Genomic DNA, 19,410 nt, shown 5'->3' with positions numbered 1-19,410 from the left:
TGCCCGGTTTTTTCATGTGGTCACGCCTGGGGTCGTGACAGCGGCCAGCCTTCAGCCGACCTGCAGCTGGCGCAACTTGATGAAGGCCAGCGCCGTCAGTACCGCGCGGTCGAGCGGATCGGGCGCCTCGCGCACCGGCAGCCCCAGCTGCTCGAGCATCGAGGCATAGCGCAGGTCGATCGCGGCGTCGCCCTGCTGCTGGTAGGGCGGCAGCTGGCGGAACTGCCACTCGTGGTAGAGCGCCGACACCTCGACCGCCGGTTGCGGCAGCCCGACCCCGATCAGCGGCCGGATCAGCTGCTCGAGCAGCGCGAGGTCGAATTCGAGGTAGTAGCCCAGCAGCGGCCGGCTGCCGATGAAGCGCAGCAGCCGCTGCATCGCTTCCTTGGCTTCCAGTCCCTGCGCCAGCTCCTGCTCGCGCAGCCGGTGCGTGCGCAGCGCCTCGGGCGGCACCGGGCGCGTTGGTTTCAGCAGCAGCTCGAGCCGCTCGCTGGCCAGCACCCGTTGGCCGCTGACGCGCAGGGCGCAGACCGACAGGATCTGGTCGCGCGCCAGGTCATGCCCGCTGGTCGCGCAGGCCAGCGACACCCATTCGTCAGCCGGGGCGGGCTCGAACAGGAAAGCGTAGGCCGGGTCCTTGAGCTGGCGCAGGCGCCATTCGCGCCGGATCGCCTGGGCCCAGCGGCCGGGAATCAGCGGCGGCTCCATCACATCGCATCCAGGTGAAAGCGCTGGCGCAGCAGCGCCTTGAAGCGCTTGACGGCGGCCAGCGTGTCCTTCAGCAGGTCGCGCTCGAGCGGGCTGAGCTGGGCCGGGTCGATCCGTCCCGTGACCGTGCGCCCGGTGTCGATCTCGGCCAGTCCGGCCTTGAGCTTGAGGCCCATGAAGAAGCTCAGGCTGTCGGTCAGCTCGGCGCCCATGGTCGCGTCGAGCGCGCCGTCTGCGACCAGCGCCGCGATGCGCGCGACGGTACCGGTCTCGGTCAGTTGCCGCGCCAGCGCCAGGCTGCGCACGCCATGCACCAGCGGGAAGATGCCTTCCTTCTTGAGGTCCAGCCCGCTGTCGGCCTCGCCGAGCGAGAACAGCTTGTTCCACCAGCCCTGGCTTTCGCCAAAGGCCGTGATCGCCGAGGCAAAGCGCGCCAGCACCGCCTGGTTGTCGGGCGCCAGCGCCAGCACCGCCTCGCGCGCCTGGCGCAGCAGGCCGGCATCACCGCAGACCGCATGTGCATCCATGAAGATCGCCAGCTTCATCAGGCTGTCGGGGTCGGGCAGGATCAGCCATTCGCGCAGCTGACGCGAGAACTCGGCCAGCGGCGCGCGCCAGTCCGGGTTGCTGACCATGATCCGGCCCGGGCATTCGGGGTAGCCGAAATCGGCCAGCGCCTGCGAGAAGCGCGCGCAGATCGCGTCGAGGTCGGCCGGGGGCATGTAGCCGTCGCGCAGGATCAGGCCGTTGTCCTGGTCGGTCTTGAGCAGCTGCTCGCCACGCCCCTCGCTGCCCATCACGAACAGGCAGCTGTTGGCCACCAGCTCGGCTGGTGCGACCAGCTGCCAGGCGCGCTCGAACAGCTGGGCGTTGAGCTGCTGCACCAGCTTGGCGATCAAGGCCACCCGCATGCCGCTGCGCTGCATCAGCGCGATCATGCGCGTGATCTGCGCGGCGGCCTGGCTCAGCGCGTCGAGCGCCTGGGCCTGCTCGATCTGGGCGCTGATCAGGTGCGAGTGGTTGGACAGGAAGCTGAACAGGTCGAGCGACTCGAGCACGCCGACGATGCGCTGCCCGTCGAGCACCACCACCCGGTGCGCGCGGTGACTCAGCATCAGCGTCATCGCGTCGCCGATCTGGTCCGAGCGCTGCACCGTCAGCAGCGGGTAGTCGGCCAGCTCGCCGACTGGCAGCTGGTCGAGCGGGCGCCCGTCCAGGATCGCCTGCGCCAGCTTGGCCACGGTGAAGATGCCGAGCCGGGGCGGCTCGCTGCGCGCATCGCGCACCAGCACGTTGTGGGTCCGTTCTGTCTGCAGGATGCGCGCGACCGAGACGATGTCGGTGCCGGCATCGACCTCGCGCGCGGGCCGCAGATAGGCCTCGTCCACCCGCGCCAATGTCAGCGCATGGAGCTGATGCTGGTCCTGGCGCTGCGACAGCGCGCTCAGGCGCTGGCCGAGGTCGGAAAACAGCAGCGCACCGAAGCCAGCGTTGGAGGCGATCAGCTCGGTCACCGCCTGCTGTCTGAGTTCGTAGGCCACCACCTCCTCGGCGGCGACGAAGCGGTCGCTGACCTTGCCCGCCAGCAGCGCGCGGCCGTCGAAGCAGTCATCGGGCCCGTAGGTCGATACCCGCTCCTCGCCGTCCCACTGCACGACATGGCCCTTGATCAGGATGAACAGATGGGTCGGCGGTATGTGCGGTGCCAGCAGCACCGCGCCTGCGGGGTAGTAGCCCACATTGACGCTCTGGCGCACCAACTGGCGCTCCTCGAGCGTCAGGCAGTCGAACGGGGAGGCGGAGAAGTTGAAGGCGTTGGGCATCTGGAATCGGCGCGGCAGTCAGGCTGTTGCCATTTTGCACCCGGACCGGCCGCGCTGGCAGGCCGTGCAGGAAGTCAGTGCCGGGTAAGCGCTGCCGGGTCACAATGGCAGTCTGGACATCGATGCGGCGGGTGCGTATCCCGCGTGGAGACTGAGCATGAAGCCAAGACTGGAATCGCAACGCCTGCTGGCGCTGTTCGCTGCTGGCTGCCTGCTGCTCAACTATCCGCTGATCGCGCTCTGGAACCGCGACACGCTGCTCTGGGGTCTGCCGCTGTTTCCGCTCGCGCTGTTCGCGCTCTGGGGCCTGCTGATCGCCGCGCTGGCCTGTCTGATGGAGCGGCAGCCGGACTGAGTCCGTTGCCCCGGTATTCCAACGCCATGTCGCCGCTGCTGGTCGTCGCCGTCTCGCTGGCCTATCTGCTGACCCTGTTCGCGGTCGCGGCTTACGGCGACCGGCGTGCGGCAGCCGGGCGCTCGATCATTGCCAGCTCCTGGGTCTATGCGCTGTCGCTGGCGGTCTACTGCAGCGCCTGGACCTATTTCGGCAGCGTGGGCCGGGCCGCCAGCTCGGGCGTCTGGTTCCTGCCGATCTACCTGGGGCCGATGCTGGCGATGGTGCTGGCCTGGCTGGTGCTGCGCAAGATGCTGCGCATCGCCCAGCGCTACCGCATCACCTCGATCGCCGACTTCATCTCGAGCCGCTACGGCAAGAGCCCGCTGCTGGCCGGTCTGGTCACGCTGATCACGGTGGTCGGCATCGTGCCCTATATCGCGCTGCAGCTCAAGGGCATCTCGGTCGCCTTCGATGTCCTGACCGCCGTGCCCGCGGCGCTGGCGCGCGAGCGCGCCTGGTGGCAGGAGAGCACGGTCTACCTCGCGCTGGCGCTGGCCGGCTTCACGATGATGTTCGGCGCGCGCCACCTCGACAGCAGCGAGCGCCACGAGGGCCTGGTGGCGGCGGTCGCCTTCGAGTCGGTGGTCAAGCTGCTGGCCTTTCTGGCGGTCGGCGCCTATGTCTGCTGGGGCCTGTTCGACGGCGTCGGCGACATCTTCGCGCGCGCGGCGGTCCAGCCCGAACTCGCCAGCCTGTTCGCGCCGGGCCAGGGCATGGCCTTTGCCCATCCGCAATGGTTCGCGCTGACCTTGCTGGCCATGCTGTCGGTGCTGCTGCTGCCGCGCCAGTTCCAGCTCATGGTGGTCGAGAACGTCGACGAGCGCCACCTGCGGCGCGCGGCCTGGGTCTTTCCGCTCTACCTGCTGTTGATCAACCTGTTCGTGCTGCCGATCGCGCTCGGCGGGCTGCTGCATTTCGGCCCCGGCCAGGCCGACCCCGAGAGCTTCGTGCTCTCGCTGCCGCTGAGCCAGGGCCAACCGGCGCTGGCGCTGCTGGCCTTTGTCGGTGGCCTGTCGGCCGCTACCGGCATGGTGATCGTCGAGACCATCGCGGTCTCGACCATGGTCTGCAACGACCTGGTGGTGCCGGTGCTGCTGCGCACGCGCCGCTGGTCCGAGGGCCGCCACGACCTGACGCGCGTGATCCTCAATACGCGCCGGCTCGCGATCCTGGCCGTGATGCTGCTGGGCTACTGCTATTTCCGCCTGGCCGGCGAGGCCTATGCGCTGGTCAGCATCGGCCTGATCAGCTTTGCCGCCGTCGCCCAGTTCGCGCCGGCCATGCTGGGCGGCATGTACTGGCGCGGCGCCACCCGGCACGGTGCGCTGGCCGGCCTGCTGGCCGGTTTCGCGCTCTGGTGCTACACGCTGATGCTGCCCTCGCTGGCCAAGTCGGGCTGGATGGCCGACGACTTCCTGCGCGTCGGCCCCTGGGGCCTGGACTGGCTGCGGCCCGAAGCGCTGCTGGGCCTGGGCGGCTTCGACCCGCTGACCCATGCCTTGTTCTGGAGCCTGCTGGGCAACGTCGGCCTTTATGTCGGTGTCTCGCTCTGGCGCAGCCCCTCGGTGGCCGAGGCCAGCCAGGCCCTGCTGTTCGTCGACGTGTTCGAGCGCAGCAGCCAGCTGCAGCCGGTGTTCTGGCGCGGCCAGGCCAGCGTCGCCAGCTTGCTGGCGCTGGCCGAGCGTTTTCTCGGGCCTGAGCGGGCGCGCGAGCTGTTCGAGCGTTACGCGCGCGAGCATGGGCGTTCGGACCTGAGCCGCCTGGATCTTGTCGACCGCCTGCAGCCCTTGCAGGCCGATGCCGAGCTGGTCCATTTCGTCGAGACCCAGCTGACCGGCGCGATCGGCAGCGCCTCGGCCCGGGTCATGGTGGCCTCGGTGGTCGAGGAGGAGGCGCTGGCGCTGGAAGACGTGCTCGCGATGGTCGAGGAGGCCAAGCGCCTGCTGCTGCACTCGCGCGAGCTGGAGCAGAAGTCGCTCTCGCTCGAACGCGCCAGCGCCGAGCTGCGCGCAGCCAACGAGCAGCTCAAGAGCCTGGACCGGCTGAAAGACGACTTCATGTCCTCGGTCACCCATGAGCTGCGCACCCCGCTGACCTCGATCCGCGCCCTGGCCGAGCTGATGCTCGACGACGCGCGCGCCGAAGCCGGCGGTGCGCCCGCCATGCGCCTGGAGCAGCGGCAGAACTTCCTGGCCATCATCGTCGCCGAGACCGAGCGCCTGGGCCGGCTCGTCAACCAGGTGCTCGACATGGCCAAGATCGAGTCCGGCCACGCCGAATGGCAGCATGCCGAGCTCGACCTCGTGGCCCTGATCCGCCGCAGCGCCGATACCGTCGCCGAGCTGCTGCGCGAGCGCGGTGCCTTGCTTACCCTCGATCTGCCCGAGTCGCCGGTGATCTTGCGTGCCGACCCCGACCGCCTGACCCAGGTCATGATCAACCTGCTCTCGAACGCGGCCAAGTTCGTGCCCGCCGGCAGCGGCCAGATCCGGATCGGTCTTGCGCTGCAGCGCGACCGCGTCCAGGTCGAAGTGCAGGACAATGGACCCGGGGTAGCGCCCGAGCAGCAGGCGCTGGTGTTCGAGAAGTTCCGCCAGGGCGGCGACGCGAGTCAGCGCCCGCAGGGCACCGGCCTCGGCCTGCCGATCAGCCGCCAGATCATCGAGCATTTCGGCGGCCAGATCGAGCTGCGTTCGCAGCCGGGGCAGGGCGCCTGCTTCAGCTTCTGGCTGCCGCTGGGCGCCCCCGATAACGACAAGAATGGAGACCGCGCATGAGCGCCACGATACTGATCGCCGACGACGAGCCCAACATCCTGCTCTCGCTCGAATTCCTGATGCAGCGCGAGGGCTACCGCGTGCTGGTCGCGCGCGACGGCCAGCAGGCGCTCGACACCATCTTGCAGCAGCGCCCCGACCTGGTCCTGCTCGACGTCATGATGCCGATCAAGACCGGCTTCGATGTCTGCCAGGCTGTGCGCGAGCACGACGAGCTCGCCGGCATCCGGATCCTGATGCTGACGGCCAAGGGCCGCGACACCGACATGGCCAAGGGCCTGGCGCTCGGCGCGAATGACTACATGACCAAGCCGTTCTCGACCCGCGAGCTGGTCGACAAGGTGCGCAGCCTGCTCGGGGCGCAGCCATGAACCGGCCCGGGCGCACCGACCGGCGCCTGTGGCTGATGCTGGCCATCGCGGCGCTGACCTCGATCGCCTGGCTGGCGCTGACCTTTGCGCTGGTGGCCGCGACCCTGGAGCCAGCCCAGCGCGCGGCTGCCTTCGAGCTGGTCGGCCCGCACCTGGCGCTGGTCGGCCTGACCTGGGCCGGTGGCATCGCCGCGATCGCCTACGGCCTCAAGCGCTGGTTCGACTTCTGGGTCACGCCCTCGGTGCGGCTGGCCGAGGAAGCGCAGATCCTGCTGCGTACCGACGTGGTGCGCGAGCTCGCGCCTGCCGGCAACCCCGAGACGCGCGCCCTGGCCCGGCTGTTCAACCAGCTGGTCGAGCAGCGCGAGACCCTGCGCCACGAGATGGACAGCAAGGTCCAGGCCGCCGCCCAGCGCATCGAGGAGGAGAAATCGCGCCTGGCCGCGCTGATGGCCGAGCTGACCCAGAGCGTGGTGGTCTGCAACCTCGACGGCCGCATCCTGCTCTACAACCAGCGCGCGCGGGCCCAGTTTCGCGACCTCGCGCCAGCCGGCCAGGCCACTGCACCGGGTCAGCCGGGGCAACCGGGCCAGCCCGGCCAGACGGTGGCCGACAGCGGCCTGCTCGGCCTGGGGCGCTCGATCCACGCCCTGTTCGACCGCCAGCTGGTCGAGCACGCGCTCGAGAACGTGCGCCAGCGCATGCGCCGCGGCGCGCCCCAGCCCTCGGCCCAGTTCGTCACGCTCACGCCCGCCGGCCAGCTGCTGCGGGTCCAGCTCGCGCCGGTGCGTCCGGCCGCCGGCAGCGCTGCCGAGCAGGACATCGCGGGCTATGTGCTGATGCTCGACGACGTGATGCCCGACTACGAACAGCAGGCCGAGCGCGACCGCGCGCTGCAGACCCTGACCGAGGGCAGCCGGGCCTCGCTGGCCAGCATCCAGGCCGCGCTCGAGATGCTCGACTTCCCCGACCTCGAGCCGGCCATGCGTGAGCGCTTCCTGCGCGTGGTGCGCGACGAGGCCCAGGCCATGGGCGAGCGGCTCAAGCCGCTGGTCAGCGAGGCCTCCGAGCGCCTGTCCAGCCGCTGGCCGATGGAGGACATGCTCGGCAGCGATTTCGTCACCGCCGCGCTGCGCCGCATCGAGCAGCAGGCCGGCCTGTCGGCGCGCGAGGCCGAGGTCGACCCCGCCGCCTGGCTGCGCATCGAGAGCTTCAGCCTGCTGCAGGTCCTGGTCTACCTGGCAGCCAGGCTGCAGGACGAGCTCTCGGTCCGCTTCATCCAGCTGCGGCTGCAGCCAGCGCCGACCGGTTCGGCGCGGGTTCATCTCGACCTGATGTGGACCGGTCCCGCGATCAGCACCGAGACCGTCATGGGCTGGGAGCTCGACCCGGTGCGCATCGGCCAGGAGTCCTATTCTTTTTCGGTGCGCGACGTGGTCGAGCGCCATGGCGGCGCGCTCTGGTTCGAGCGTGACCGTGCCAGCCACCTGTCCTTCTTCCGCTTCCTGCTGCCAGGCGTCGCACCCCGGCAGGCTGCCGTCTTGCCCGAGGCTGCGGCCGCCGAGGCGGTGGGCCGGCCCGAGTTCTACGACTTCGACCTGTTCAGCCGCTCGGAGCAGGCCAGTGCGCTTGACGACCGCCCGCTGCTCGACCTGGTCTACACCGTCTTCGACACCGAGACCACCGGGCTCAATCCGGCCGGCGGCGACCAGATCCTGCAGATCGGTGCCGCCCGCATCGTCAACGGCAAGCTGCTGCGCCAGGAAACCTTCGACCAGCTGGTCGATCCGCAGTGCATGATTCCGCCCGCCGGCATCCCGATCCACGGCATCCAGCAGGACATGGTCCGGGGCCAGCCGACCATCGAGCGGGTGCTGCCGGCCTTTCACGCCTTTGCGCGCGACACGGTGCTGGTCGGGCATAACGCGGCGTTCGACCTGCGCTTTTTGCAGCTGCTCGAGGCGGGCACCGGCATCCGCTTCGACCAGCCCGTGCTCGACACCCTGCTGCTGTCGGCTCTGGTGCACCCGAGCCAGCAGTCGCACCGGATCGAGGCCATCGCGCAGCGCTTCAACCTGGCTGTCCAGGGCCGCCACAACGCCCTGGGCGATGCGCTGGTCACGGCCGAGATCTTCCTGCGCCTGATCCCGCTGCTGGCCGAAAAGGGCATCCACACCCTGGGCCAGGCGCGCGCGGCCGCCCAGCAGACCTATTACGCGCGGCTCAAGTACTGAGCGTTACTGAGCGCCCGTTGCGGCAGCCCGCTGCCCCCCATGTGGCTTCAATGCGGCTTCAATCTGGCTTCGATCGGCCCGTGGGGCTCGCTTGACTTGAGCTGCAGGCCGCTGCAGTATCAGCAGCGCAAAACCACATGAACAGGGAGAAAAACATGGCATGCAATTCAGGATCGGTTCAGAGCGTCGCCGACAAGACCGTGGCGGCGAAGAACCAGATCGACAAGCTGCAGACAATGATCCTGGCCCAGGAGGCGGACAACAAGGCCCGCTTCTATGCCGAGATCGAGGGCCACCTGAAGGACGCCGGCGTGACGGACGCCCGCGAGCTTTCCTACAATTCCGACATCAAGACCGAGTACAGCAGCGAGTTCAGCCTCGACAAGATCGCCGCCGTCGTGACCAAGTCATTGGCTGCCATCGCCGCGGCGCAAGATCCGCTGGCCAAGAAGCCGGCCATGAGCCCGGAGGCGATCAAGACCTACACCGATGTCGTCAACACGGTCGCCGAGGCCGCCAAGTCCTCATCGACCGCGTCGGCCAGCCTGTCGTTCTCGATGAACCGCCTGTCGCCCGGCCTTTTTGCCTTCCTGTACGCCTCGTCCATCAACATCAAGGACGTCGACACTTTCGGCAGCGAGGCCGTCACCACGACCGCCGTCTATTACCGCTTCATGCAGAGCATCGACGATGTCAAGTCCGAGGCCAGCTTCGGTGCGGCGGTCATCGATGCCAAGAACTTCATCGACATGAAGACGATCCAGGCCGCCCTCACCGATGACCTCGCCAACGGCAAGATCGACATCGATGAATGGATGAAGAAGGACGCCCTGTATACCGACGCGGTCAACCGGATCAAGGCCAGGCTCGACGCCAACCGCCTCAAGTCCGGCGTGCAGTTGCTGTCGATCCACCCACCCGCACCGGGCGCATCGGCGAACCAGCAACTGGTGCTGGCCTCGATCCAGCGACTGTCCACGCTGGGGGCGGCCTACCAGCCGGTGGTCGAGACTTCGCGCGCCCGCCTGGCGAACTGCTATTACTGAGGCCGCCTGACCGTCAGTAGTCGAGCCGCTCGGGCTTGATCTCCTGCAGGATGATGGTCGAGATCTCCTCGATCGACTTGCTGGTGGTCGACAGCCAGCGCACGCCGGCGCGGCGCATCATGGCCTCGGCCTCGCTGACCTCGTAGCGGCAGTTGACCAGGCTGGCATAGCGCGAGTTGGCCTTGCGCTCGTGGCGGATCTCGCTCAGGCGTTCGGCCTGTATCGTCAGGCCGAACAGCTTTTTCTTGAACGGCACCAGCGCCGGTGGCAGCTGGCGGCGCTCGAAGTCCTCCGGGATCAGCGGGTAGTTCGAGACCTTGAGCCCGAACTGCATCGCCAGGTAGAGCGAGGTCGGCGTCTTGCCGCTGCGGCTGACCCCGATCAGGATCAGGTCCGAATTCGCCAAATCGACATGGGTCTGGCCGTCGTCATGCGCGAGCGTGAAGTTGATCGCCTCGATCCGGTCGTGGTAGGCCTGGGTCCGCGTCACATCCGAGAAGCGCCCGACCCGGTGGTTCGACTTGATGCCGAGCTCGGCCTCCAGCGGCGCGATGAAGGTGCCGAACATGTCGATCAGCATGCCCTTGCACTCGGACTTGAGCACCGCGAGCACTTCCATGTTGACCACGGTCGTGAACACCAGCGGCCGGCTGCCGTCGACCTTGGCGCTGTGGTTGATCTGGTGCACCGCCTGGTGCGCCTTGTCCACGCTGTCGACGAAGGGCAGGCGGATGCGGTGCGGCTTGATCTCGAACTGGGCCAGGATCGCATTGGCGAAGGTCTCGGCCGTGATGCCGGTGCCGTCGGAGATGAAGAAAGCGGTGCGATGCGGCATCTGGTACTTACTCTCGGTTCGATTGTCGTGAAACGGACGGCGCGCAGCCCGCGCGGCCCCTACAATGTTTCTGATTATCCCGAATTGCACAGCGATGCTGCGCCGCGACCGCACAACAGCACAACAACAGGTCAGCGCGCCAGCCGGGAACCGATTTTTTCAACTTAGTGGAGTTTTCCCATGTCCCAACTGTTCAGCCCGACCGCCCTGGTCGTGCCCTTCGAGCAACTGCGAATGACCGACGTCGAGTCCGTCGGCGGCAAGAACGCCAGCCTGGGCGAGATGATCTCGCAGCTGCCCGAAGGCGTGCGGGTACCGACCGGTTTCGCGACCACGGCCCATGCCTTTCGCGAGTTCCTGGCCTTCGAAGGCCTGGCCGACAAGATCAGCGCCAAGCTCGCCGCGCTCGACACCGAGGACGTGCGCGCGCTGGCCCAGGTCGGCGCCGAGATCCGCGCCATGGTCGAAGCCCAGCCGTTCCCGGCCGACCTCGAGCAGGCGATCCGCGACGCCTATGTGACGCTCAACGCCGGCAGCGAAACTGCCACCTACGCCGTGCGTTCTTCGGCCACTGCCGAGGACCTGCCCGACGCCTCGTTTGCCGGCCAGCAGGAGACCTTCCTGAACGTGCATGGCGTCGAGGAAGTGCTGCACAAGATGAAGGAGGTGTTCGCCAGCCTCTACAACGACCGCGCCATCAGCTACCGCGTGCACAAGGGCTTCGCGCATGACGTGGTCGCGCTGTCGGCCGGCGTGCAGCGCATGGTGCGCTCCGACCTCGGTGCTGCCGGCGTGATGTTCACCATCGACACCGAGAGCGGCTTCGAGGAAGTGGTCTTCATCACCTCGAGCTACGGCCTGGGCGAGACCGTGGTCCAGGGCGCCGTCAACCCCGACGAGTTCTACGTCCACAAGCCGATGCTCAAAGCCGGCAAGCAGGCGCTGATCCGCCGCAACCTCGGCAGCAAGCTGATCGAGATGGTCTTCGCCTCCCCGGAAGAAAAGGCCGCCAGCGGCAAGCTGGTCAAGACCGTCGAGGTGCCGGTCGAGCAGCGCAACCGCTACTCGCTGACCGACGCCGACGTGCTGGAACTGGCGCGCTACGCGGTCGTGATCGAGCAGCATTACGGCCGCCCGATGGACATCGAGTGGGGCAAGGACGGCAATGACGGCCAGCTCTACATCCTGCAGGCCCGCCCCGAGACGGTCAAGAGCCAGGCCGCCGGTCAGGTCGAGCTGCGCTACAAGCTGGTCGGCAAGGGCGCCGTGCTGGCTTCGGGCCGCGCGATCGGCCAGAAGATCGGCACCGGCCCGGTGCGCCTGGTGCACAACATCAGCGAGATGGACAAGGTCCAGCCCGGCGACGTGCTGGTGACCGACATGACCGACCCGAACTGGGAGCCGGTCATGAAGCGCGCCAGCGCGATCGTGACCAACCGCGGTGGCCGCACCTGCCACGCCGCCATCATCGCGCGCGAGCTCGGCATCCCGGCCGTGGTCGGCTGCGGTGACGCGACCGAGACCCTCAAGGAAGGGACTCTGGTCACCGTCAGCTGCGCCGAGGGCGACACCGGCCGCATCTATGACGGCCTGCTCGAGACCGAGGTCAGCGAGGTCAGCCGTGGCCAGATGCCCGAGCTCGACGTCAAGATCATGATGAACGTCGGCAACCCGCAGCTGGCCTTCGACTTCGCCCAGATCCCCAACGGCGGCGTCGGTCTGGCGCGGCTCGAGTTCATCATCAACAACAACATCGGCGTGCATCCGAAGGCGATCCTGGACTATCCGGCGATCGACGCCGACCTCAAGAAGGCGGTCGAGTCGGTCGCGCGCGGCCACGCCAGCCCGCGTGCCTTCTACGTCGACAAGGTCGCCGAGGGCGTGGCCACCATCGCTGCGGCCTTCTGGCCCAAGCCGGTGATCGTGCGCCTGTCCGACTTCAAGAGCAACGAGTACCGCAAGCTCGTCGGCGGCAGCCGCTACGAGCCCGACGAGGAAAACCCGATGCTGGGCTTCCGCGGTGCGGCGCGCTACATCAGCGAGGACTTCGGCGAGGCCTTCGCGATGGAATGCGAGGCGATCAAGCGCGTGCGCGAAAGCATGGGCCTGACCAACGTCCAGGTCATGGTGCCCTTCGTGCGCACCCTCAAGCAGGCCGAGCGCGTCGTCGATTTGCTCGGCAAGTTCGGCCTGAAGCGCGGCGAGAACGAGCTCAAGCTGATCATGATGTGCGAGATCCCGAGCAACGCGATCCTGGCCGAGCAGTACCTGCAGTTCTTCGACGGCTTCTCGATCGGCTCCAACGACCTGACCCAGCTGACGCTGGGCCTGGACCGCGACTCAGGCCTCGAGCTGCTGGCGCATGACTTCGACGAGCGCGATCCGGCCGTCACCGCGCTGATCAGCATGGCGATCAAGGCCTGCCGCGCCCAGGGCAAGTACATCGGCATCTGCGGCCAGGGCCCCAGCGACCACCCGGACTTCGCCGAATGGCTGCGCGACCAGGGCATCAGCTCGATCTCGCTCAACCCCGACTCGGTGATCGACACCTGGAAGCAGCTGGCGGGCTGATCACTGTCCTGGTTCCGGGCCCGCTGCGGGCCCGGTTCGAACCGGCAACAGGGCCGGCTGGCGTCTGAATGGGGGCCAGCCGGCTTTTTTTGGCCTGGGCATCCGGGCGATCCTGCACACGGCCGGGTCCATGGGCGTTACCAAGGGCCAGGGCAGGGCGCAGGTTCTGCTGCACCGCCGCATCCCTTGCGGGATAATCCAGGGTTTTCCCCTGCCTGGTTTCCGTGCGCCTCCATACCATCAAGCTCTCCGGCTTCAAGTCCTTCGCCGAACCGACCACTTTCAGCCTGCCCGGCCAGCTCGTGGGCGTGGTGGGGCCCAATGGCTGCGGCAAGTCCAACATCATGGATGCCGTGCGCTGGGTGCTGGGCGAGTCCAAGGCCAGCGAGCTGCGCGGCGAGTCGATGCAGGACGTGATCTTCAACGGCACCACCCAGCGCAAGCCCGCCAGCCGCGCCAGCGTCGAGCTGGTGTTCGACAACGCCGACCACCGCGCCGGCGGCCAGTGGGCGCAATACGCCGAGATCGCGGTCAAGCGCGTGCTGACGCGTGACGGCAGCAGCAGCTACTACATCAACAACCAGGCGGTGCGACGGCGCGACGTGCAGGACGTGTTCCTGGGCACCGGCCTGGGCCCGCGCGCCTACGCCATCATCGGCCAGGGCACGATCAGCCGCATCATCGAGAGCCGGCCCGAGGAGCTGCGCCTGTTCCTCGAGGAGGCTGCCGGCGTCTCGAAGTACAAGGAGCGCCGGCGCGAGACCTCGAACCGCCTGAGCGACACGCGCGAGAACCTGCTGCGGGTCGAGGACATCCTGCGCGAGCTCAACGCCAACCTCGACAAGCTCGAGAAGCAGGCCGAGGTCGCGAGTCGCTACCACCAGCTCCAGTCCCAGGTCACGCTGCGCCAGCAGCAGCTCTGGTGGCTCAAGCGGCGCGACGCCGAGGTCGAGCTCGCACTGGTGCGCGCCGAGGGCCTGCAGGCGCTCAACTTGCTTGAGGGCCGCATGGCCGAGCTGCGCCGCACCGAGGCCGAGCTGGAAGCGGTCCGCCAGGCCCATTACGACGCCGGCGACCTGCTGAACCAGGCCCAGGCCGGTCTCTACGAGGCCGGCGCCGAGGTCGCCAAGCTCGAGGCCGAGATCCGCTACGTGGTCGAGGGCCGCAGCCGCGTGCTGCAGCGCCTGGACCAGCTCAAGGAGCAGATCGCGCAATGGCAGCAGCGCCAGCAGGATGCCGAGCAGGAACTCGAGCGCCTGGCCGAGCAGAACGAATCGGCCGCCGAGCAGGCCGAGATCCTGGCCGCCCAGTGCGAGGAGCAGGCCGAGCTGCTGCCTGCGCTCGAGGACAGCCTGCGCCGGGCCCAGGGTCAGGTCCAGCAGCAGCGCGCGTCGGTGACCCAGGTGCAGCAGGCGATCCAGGTGCTGGCGGCCGAGCAGCGCGGCATTGCCGAGCAGCAGCGCCAGTTGCGCCAGCGCCGCGAGCGGCTGGCGGCCGACCAGCAGGCGCTGGCCGCGCCCGACGAGAGCCGTCTCGATCAGTTGCGCGAGCAGCTCGAAGCGAGCCAGGAGCAGCGCGAGCTGGCCGCGGCCCGGCTCGACGAGCTGCAGGAGCTGCAGCCCCGGCTCGAGCAGGCCCGGCGCGAGGCCCAGTCCGATGTCAACCGCGAAGGCAAGTGGGAAACCGACCTGTCGGCCCGGCTCGAGGCGCTGCGCGCCTTGCAGGACAAGCTCAAGACCGACGGCAAGCTCAGTCCCTGGCTGGCCCGGCACGGACTCGACGGCCTGCAGGGCCTGTGGAGCCGGCTGCAGGTCGAGCCGGGCTGGGAGGTCGCGGTCGAGTCGGCGCTGCGCGAGCGCATGGGCGCGCTCGAGGTCTCGCGGCTCGACCAGCTGCAGGCCTTTGCCGCGGATGCGCCACCGGCCAAGCTGGCCTTCTTCAGCTTGCCCGATAACATGTCACTTACGCAATTGAAAGGCCACAGCAATCTGATACCGCTGGCCCAGCGACTGCGCCTGCATGACGCCGGTCTGCAGGCCCTGCTGTCCGAGTGGCTGGCCGGTTGCTGGAGCGCCGAGGCGCTCGATTCGGCGCTGGCGGCGCGTGATCAGCTGGCGCCGGGGCAGGGCATCTGGACTCCGGTCGGCCACAGCGTCGGCAGCCATCATGTCGCCTTCTACGCGCCCGACAGCGAGCAGGCCGGCCTGCTGGCGCGCGCGCAGGAGATCGAGAACCTCGACCGGCAGTGGCGCGCCCAGACCCTGCTGCTGGAGCAGTCGCGCCTGGCGCTGACCCGCGCCGAATCCGCCTACGCCGATGCCACCCAGCGCCTGGGCCAGGGCCGGCGCGAGGCGCAGGACGCGCAGGCGCGCGCCCACGAGCAAGAGGTCGAGCTGCTGCGGCTGGCGCAGCAGGCCGAGCAGGCCCGGGCGCGGCGCGAGCAGATTGCCGACGACCTGGCCGAGCTCGACGCCCAGCTCGAGGCGCTGCAGGAGCGCAGCCTGATGGCTGAAGCCCGCTTCGAGGAACTCGACCTGCAGCTGGCCGACAGCCAGGAACGCCACCTGCAGCTCGAGGACGGCGCGATCGACGCCGAGCGCCGGCTGGCGCAGGCGCGCGAGCAGTTGCGCGCGCTTGAGCGCCAGGCGCAGGAAGCCCAGTTTTCCGAGCGCAGCTTGCAGGCGCGCCGCTCCGAGTTGCAGCGCGCGATCGAGACCGCGGCTCAGCAAAGCCGCGCGCTGGCCGACGAGCTGCAGCGCGCCCGCGACGAGCTGGCCCGCCTGTCCGATGCCGCCGCGCAGGGCGGACTGCAGGACGCCATCGAGCGCCGGCTGCAGCGCGAGCAGGCGCTGGCGGCCCAGCGCAGCCAGTACGACGAGCTGACGGCCCGCCTGCGCGCCAGCGACGAGCAGCGCCAGCAGCACGAGCGCTCGCTCGACCCGCTGCGCGCGCGCATCACCGAATTCCAGCTCAAGGAGCAGGCGGCCCAGCTCGGCCTCGAGCAGCACAGCCAGTCCCTGCGCGAGGCCGGTGCCGACCTCGAGGCACTGGCTATTGGCATCGAAGCCGATGGCGTCAAACTGCACGGGCTGCAGGCCGAGATCGACCGCGGCCAGCGCGAGATCACCTCGCTGGGCGCGGTCAACCTGGCTGCGCTCGACGAGCTCAGCAGCGCGCGCGAGCGCAAGACCTTCCTCGATTCGCAGTCGGCCGACCTCAACGAGGCGATGCAGACGCTCGAGGACGCGATCAAGAAGATCGACGGCGAGACGCGCGAATTGCTCGGCAGCACTTTCGAGACCGTCAACCAGCATTTCAGCCGCATGTTCCCCGACCTGTTCGGCGGCGGCCAGGCCCGCCTGATCATGACCGGCGACGAGATCCTCGATGCTGGCGTGCAGGTCATGGCGCAGCCGCCGGGCAAGAAGAACCAGACCATCCACCTGCTCTCGGGCGGCGAGAAGGCGCTGACTGCGATCGCGCTGGTGTTTGCGATCTTCCAGCTCAATCCGGCGCCGTTCTGCCTGCTCGATGAGGTCGATGCCCCGCTCGACGACGCCAATACCGAGCGCTACGCCAAGCTGGTGTCGCGCATGAGCAGCGAAACCCAATTCCTCTTCATCAGCCACAACAAGATCGCGATGGAGATGGCCCGACAACTGATAGGCGTGACGATGCAGGAGCAAGGCGTCTCGCGCATCGTGGCGGTCGACATGGAAACCGCCGCCGGAATGATGGAAACTGCCTGAATATGACGAATCTACAAATCGGTTTGGCGGCAATAGGGGGTGCGGTCGTGCTGGCCGTGCTGCTCTACAACCGCTGGTCCACCCAGCGCAATCTGCCGCTGCGCTCCCAGGGCGGGCCCGAGCTCGAGCCGGGGCTTGACGGCGCGCCGTTCCACGACCCGCTGCCGCAGCAGGGCCGGGTCGAGCCCTCGATGGACGATTTCGAGACCCTGGTGCCGCAGGGCCAGGCCGGGACCAGCCTGGTTGCGCGCAGCCAGCTCGATCCGCTGATCGACGTGCTGGTCACGCTGGTGCCCGACCACCCGGTCGCGGGCGAAGCCGTGCTGGCCGCCATGCCGCGTTCGCGCCGCATCGGCAGCAAGCCGTTTGCGGTCGAGGCCTATCACTCCGACAGCGCCAGCTGGGAGCTGCCGCGCCCGGGACGTCAGTACCAGAGCCTGCAGGCGGGCGTGCAGCTGGCCAACCGTGCCGGCGCGCTCAACGAGATCGAGTTCTCCGAGTTCGTCAACAAGACCCAGCTGCTGGCCGATCAGCTCGCGGCCCATGTCGACTTCCCCGACATGATGGCCGAGGTGGCGCGTGCGCGCGAGCTCGACCAGTTCGCCAGCGAGCATGACGCGCAGATGTCGTTCAAGATCCGCGCCACGCGCGCGGCCTGGAGTCCTGGCTACATCGTGCAGCAGGCCGAGCGGGCCGGCTTTCTGCCCGGCGCGATTCCGGGCCGCATGGTGCTGCCGGCGCAGGACACCGCCTCGGGTCCGCTGGCGGTGCTGCAGTTCGAGATCCGTGCCGCGCTGGCCGAGGACCCGAACCAGAGCGCCTTGCTCGAGTTCGACCTGCTGTTCGATGTCTCCAAGAGCCTGCGCTCGGAAAACCCCTATGCCAGGTTGCGCGAAGCCGCCCAGACGCTCGAAACCGTGATGGAAGGGCGCTTGACCGACGAGCGCGGCGTGCCGCTGGATGCCCAGGTGCTCGATCAGGTCGGCACCGAGCTTGAGGCGCTGTACGACCAGCTCGACAGCCGCGACCTCGCGGCGGGCTCGCCGCTGGCGCGGCGGCTGTTCAGTTGATGTCGCCGGCGTAGAAGCCGAAGCTGCCGCGCTGCTGGTCGGCGAAGAAGCGTTCCAGCGTCTCCTTGACGGTGCGAAACGCGATCTCCTCCCAGGGGATCTCGTGCTGCTGGAACAGCCGCGCCTCCATGGTCTCGTGACCGGGGTCGAAGCGCTCGCTCAGCAGTCGTGCGCGGTAGTACATGTGGACCTGGCTCACGCGGGCCACATTGAGCAGCGTGAACAGTCCTTCGAGTTCGATCTCGGCGCCGGCTTCCTCCTGGGTTTCACGCAGCGCGCCCTCGGCGGTCGATTCGCCGAGCTCCATGAAGCCGGCCGGCAGGGTCCAGAAACCACGGCGCGGCTCGATGTTGCGCTTGCACAGCAGCACCCGGTCGCCCAGGTAGGGCACGGTACCGACCACGTTGAGCGGATTCTGGTAATGGATGGTGCCGCAGGCCGGGCAGATCGCGCGCAGCCTGGTGTCGCCATCGTCCGGCACACGCTGCTCGACCGCTGTGCCGCACTGGCGGCAGAAATGAATGGTGTGCGAGAAGTTCACCCGTAGCATCGAAGAAAAATGATCAGATCATTCTCGCACAATCGGATCATCCTTCACTTCAGCCCTGCTGCGCCCGCCATGTCCGCCACGCCCGAGACTTCCCCGTCCGCACCGCCTGCCCCAGGCCCCGATCACCCTGGCGCAGCCAGCGCCAACCCGCAGTCTCCGCAGTCCAACGGCACAGCCGATAGCGCTGCAGCCGGTTTGCTGGACGCAGGCGACTGGCCCGCTGGCGTGCACGCAGCTTTCACCAGCCGCCGTGGCGGCCTGTCGAAAGCGCCGTTTGACGACTGGAACCTGGGCGACCATGTCGGCGACTGTCCGCAGGCGGTCGCCGGCAACCGCGCCTTGCTGCACCAGCGCCTGGGCACGCGTCCGGTCTTCCTGCGCCAGGTCCATGGGGTCGAGGTGCTCGAACTTCAGCCCGACAGCCCCGACGGCCTGGAGGCCGACGCCTGCTGGACCGCCCAGCCCGGCCTTGCCTGCACCGTCATGGTCGCCGACTGCCTGCCGCTGTTGCTCTGCGCGGCTGATGGCGCCAGCGTGGCGGCCGTGCATGCCGGCTGGCGCGGCCTGCTCGGCGTGGGCGGACGCGGCGTGCTCGAAGCCCTGTGCGAGCAGTGGCCGGCGGCGCGCACGGACTCGCAGCGCGCGGGCCTGCGCGTCTGGCTCGGTCCCTGCATCGGCCCGCAGGCGTTCGAGGTCGGCGCCGAGGTGATGCGCGCCTACACCGAGTCCGACCCGGCGGCGGCAAGCGCCTTCAAGCCGCTGCCGATTTCAGGCGGGCAGAGCGGACAGGGGAGGCCGTCAGCCCAGGGCGGCAAATGGCTGGCCGACCTGCCGCGCCTGGCCCGGCTGCGGCTGGCCGGCTTGGGTATCAGCCAGATCGCGGGCAACGATGGCAGCCTCGGCTGGTGCAGCGTGACCCAGTCCTCACGGTTCTTTTCTCACCGGCGCGACGCTGCCAGGCTCGGCAGCACCGGGCGCATGGCCGCCAGCATCTGGCTCGACTGAGGCGGCCTGCTGCTCGCGCCGGCGCCGGCGCGCCGGACGCCCCAGGACATAGAGCAGTAACCCGACTGGCATCAAACCGTAACAAACAAATGTCAGCATGGCTCCTAGGATGGAGCCATTTGCGTTAGTCGCTTCTGCCAGTGCCATCATCAGTGCGACGTAGCCCCAGCCAATTGCCATGATATACATATGATTCAGAACTGAAATGAAAGAGGCTGGATAAATGAGATATGCTAGTAGCCATACCTAGTTTGACCCAGGTTACTGAGCTAAT

General features: G+C 68.3%; 13 protein-coding genes. 9 read left to right on the top strand and 4 right to left on the bottom strand.

Annotated features, from left to right (window positions below; all coding sequences use genetic code 11):
* Positions 1 to 51: 51 nt before the first annotated feature.
* Entirely contained in the window at positions 52 to 708 is a 657-nt protein-coding gene (locus C6P61_RS14750; protein ID WP_105730691.1) for a 3'-5' exonuclease, read from the bottom strand.
* Positions 708 to 2,531 carry a DUF294 nucleotidyltransferase-like domain-containing protein gene (locus C6P61_RS14745; protein ID WP_105730690.1) on the bottom strand — a complete coding sequence of 608 codons (1,824 nt, stop codon included), beginning with the start codon at positions 2,529 to 2,531 and terminating at the stop codon, positions 708 to 710. Before C6P61_RS14745 ends, C6P61_RS14750 begins: the two co-directional genes overlap by 1 nt.
* A 157-nt stretch (positions 2,532 to 2,688) precedes the next feature.
* Here C6P61_RS14745 and C6P61_RS14740 point away from each other — a divergent pair, with 157 nt between their 5' ends.
* The 5 genes from C6P61_RS14740 to C6P61_RS14720 all read left to right on the top strand — a co-directional run bounded on the left by C6P61_RS14740 (position 2,689) and on the right by C6P61_RS14720 (position 9,356).
* Complete coding sequence (locus C6P61_RS14740) at positions 2,689 to 2,886, top strand: hypothetical protein (protein ID WP_105730689.1); 198 nt, start codon at positions 2,689 to 2,691, stop codon at positions 2,884 to 2,886.
* Positions 2,887 to 2,912: 26 nt separating this feature from the next.
* Positions 2,913 to 5,705: a sensor histidine kinase gene (locus C6P61_RS14735; RefSeq protein ID WP_105730688.1), complete on the top strand. Its 2,793-nt coding sequence runs from the start codon at positions 2,913 to 2,915 to the stop codon at positions 5,703 to 5,705.
* Complete coding sequence (locus C6P61_RS14730) at positions 5,702 to 6,076, top strand: response regulator transcription factor (RefSeq protein WP_105730687.1); 375 nt, start codon at positions 5,702 to 5,704, stop codon at positions 6,074 to 6,076. The genes C6P61_RS14735 and C6P61_RS14730 overlap by 4 nt, the downstream gene beginning before the upstream one ends.
* The gene (locus C6P61_RS14725) at positions 6,073 to 8,310 is read left to right on the top strand and encodes an exonuclease domain-containing protein (protein ID WP_105730686.1); all 2,238 of its coding nucleotides are present in this window, start codon (positions 6,073 to 6,075) and stop codon (positions 8,308 to 8,310) included. The genes C6P61_RS14730 and C6P61_RS14725 overlap by 4 nt, the downstream gene beginning before the upstream one ends.
* Positions 8,311 to 8,465: 155 nt before the next feature.
* Positions 8,466 to 9,356, top strand: a complete 891-nt coding sequence (locus tag C6P61_RS14720) for a hypothetical protein (protein ID WP_105730685.1) — start codon at positions 8,466 to 8,468, stop codon at positions 9,354 to 9,356.
* Between the two features lie 13 nt (positions 9,357 to 9,369).
* Here C6P61_RS14720 and ppsR read toward each other — a convergent pair whose 3' ends face one another.
* A complete protein-coding gene (gene ppsR / locus C6P61_RS14715) occupies positions 9,370 to 10,191 on the bottom strand; it encodes a posphoenolpyruvate synthetase regulatory kinase/phosphorylase PpsR (protein WP_105730684.1) in 822 nt (273 codons plus the stop codon).
* Positions 10,192 to 10,371: 180 nt separating this feature from the next.
* Here ppsR and ppsA point away from each other — a divergent pair, with 180 nt between their 5' ends.
* The 3 genes from ppsA (at position 10,372) to C6P61_RS14700 (ending at position 17,581) form a co-directional block, all read left to right on the top strand.
* Positions 10,372 to 12,762 (top strand): phosphoenolpyruvate synthase, encoded by a 2,391-nt coding sequence (ppsA, locus tag C6P61_RS14710; protein WP_105730683.1) that lies wholly within the window; start codon positions 10,372 to 10,374, stop codon positions 12,760 to 12,762.
* A 224-nt stretch (positions 12,763 to 12,986) separates the two neighbouring features.
* The gene (gene smc / locus C6P61_RS14705; RefSeq protein ID WP_105730682.1) at positions 12,987 to 16,511 is read left to right on the top strand and encodes a chromosome segregation protein SMC; all 3,525 of its coding nucleotides are present in this window, start codon (positions 12,987 to 12,989) and stop codon (positions 16,509 to 16,511) included.
* A 2-nt stretch (positions 16,512 to 16,513) separates the two neighbouring features.
* Complete coding sequence (locus C6P61_RS14700; protein WP_105730681.1) at positions 16,514 to 17,581, top strand: cell division protein FtsZ; 1,068 nt, start codon at positions 16,514 to 16,516, stop codon at positions 17,579 to 17,581.
* Here the strand turns inward: C6P61_RS14700 and C6P61_RS14695 are convergent.
* Positions 17,574 to 18,131, bottom strand: a complete 558-nt coding sequence (locus tag C6P61_RS14695; RefSeq protein WP_105730680.1) for an NUDIX hydrolase — start codon at positions 18,129 to 18,131, stop codon at positions 17,574 to 17,576. The genes C6P61_RS14700 and C6P61_RS14695 overlap by 8 nt on opposite strands.
* Before the next feature lie 69 nt (positions 18,132 to 18,200).
* Between C6P61_RS14695 and pgeF the strand changes: the two genes are divergently transcribed.
* Complete coding sequence (pgeF, locus tag C6P61_RS14690; protein ID WP_105730679.1) at positions 18,201 to 19,136, top strand: peptidoglycan editing factor PgeF; 936 nt, start codon at positions 18,201 to 18,203, stop codon at positions 19,134 to 19,136.
* The last annotated feature ends 274 nt before the right edge of the window (positions 19,137 to 19,410 follow it).

Source organism: Malikia spinosa (genome assembly GCF_002980625.1).
Lineage (GTDB): Bacteria > Pseudomonadota > Gammaproteobacteria > Burkholderiales > Burkholderiaceae_C > Malikia > Malikia spinosa.
This window is presented reverse-complemented; position numbering and strand designations above follow the sequence as displayed.

Bases quoted from the DNA above. Each gene is read 5' to 3' on its own strand.
- C6P61_RS14750 (WP_105730691.1), bottom strand. From the start codon at position 708: ATGGAGCCGCCGCTGATTCCCGGCCGCTGGGCCCAGGCGATCCGGCGC.
- C6P61_RS14745 (WP_105730690.1), bottom strand. From the start codon at position 2,531: ATGCCCAACGCCTTCAACTTCTCCGCCTCCCCGTTCGACTGCCTGACG.
- C6P61_RS14740 (WP_105730689.1), top strand. From the start codon at position 2,689: ATGAAGCCAAGACTGGAATCGCAACGCCTGCTGGCGCTGTTCGCTGCT.
- C6P61_RS14735 (WP_105730688.1), top strand. From the start codon at position 2,913: ATGTCGCCGCTGCTGGTCGTCGCCGTCTCGCTGGCCTATCTGCTGACC.
- C6P61_RS14730 (WP_105730687.1), top strand. From the start codon at position 5,702: ATGAGCGCCACGATACTGATCGCCGACGACGAGCCCAACATCCTGCTC.
- C6P61_RS14725 (WP_105730686.1), top strand. From the start codon at position 6,073: ATGAACCGGCCCGGGCGCACCGACCGGCGCCTGTGGCTGATGCTGGCC.
- C6P61_RS14720 (WP_105730685.1), top strand. From the start codon at position 8,466: ATGGCATGCAATTCAGGATCGGTTCAGAGCGTCGCCGACAAGACCGTG.
- ppsR (WP_105730684.1), bottom strand. From the start codon at position 10,191: ATGCCGCATCGCACCGCTTTCTTCATCTCCGACGGCACCGGCATCACG.
- ppsA (WP_105730683.1), top strand. From the start codon at position 10,372: ATGTCCCAACTGTTCAGCCCGACCGCCCTGGTCGTGCCCTTCGAGCAA.
- C6P61_RS14700 (WP_105730681.1), top strand. From the start codon at position 16,514: ATGACGAATCTACAAATCGGTTTGGCGGCAATAGGGGGTGCGGTCGTG.
- C6P61_RS14695 (WP_105730680.1), bottom strand. From the start codon at position 18,131: ATGCTACGGGTGAACTTCTCGCACACCATTCATTTCTGCCGCCAGTGC.
- pgeF (WP_105730679.1), top strand. From the start codon at position 18,201: ATGTCCGCCACGCCCGAGACTTCCCCGTCCGCACCGCCTGCCCCAGGC.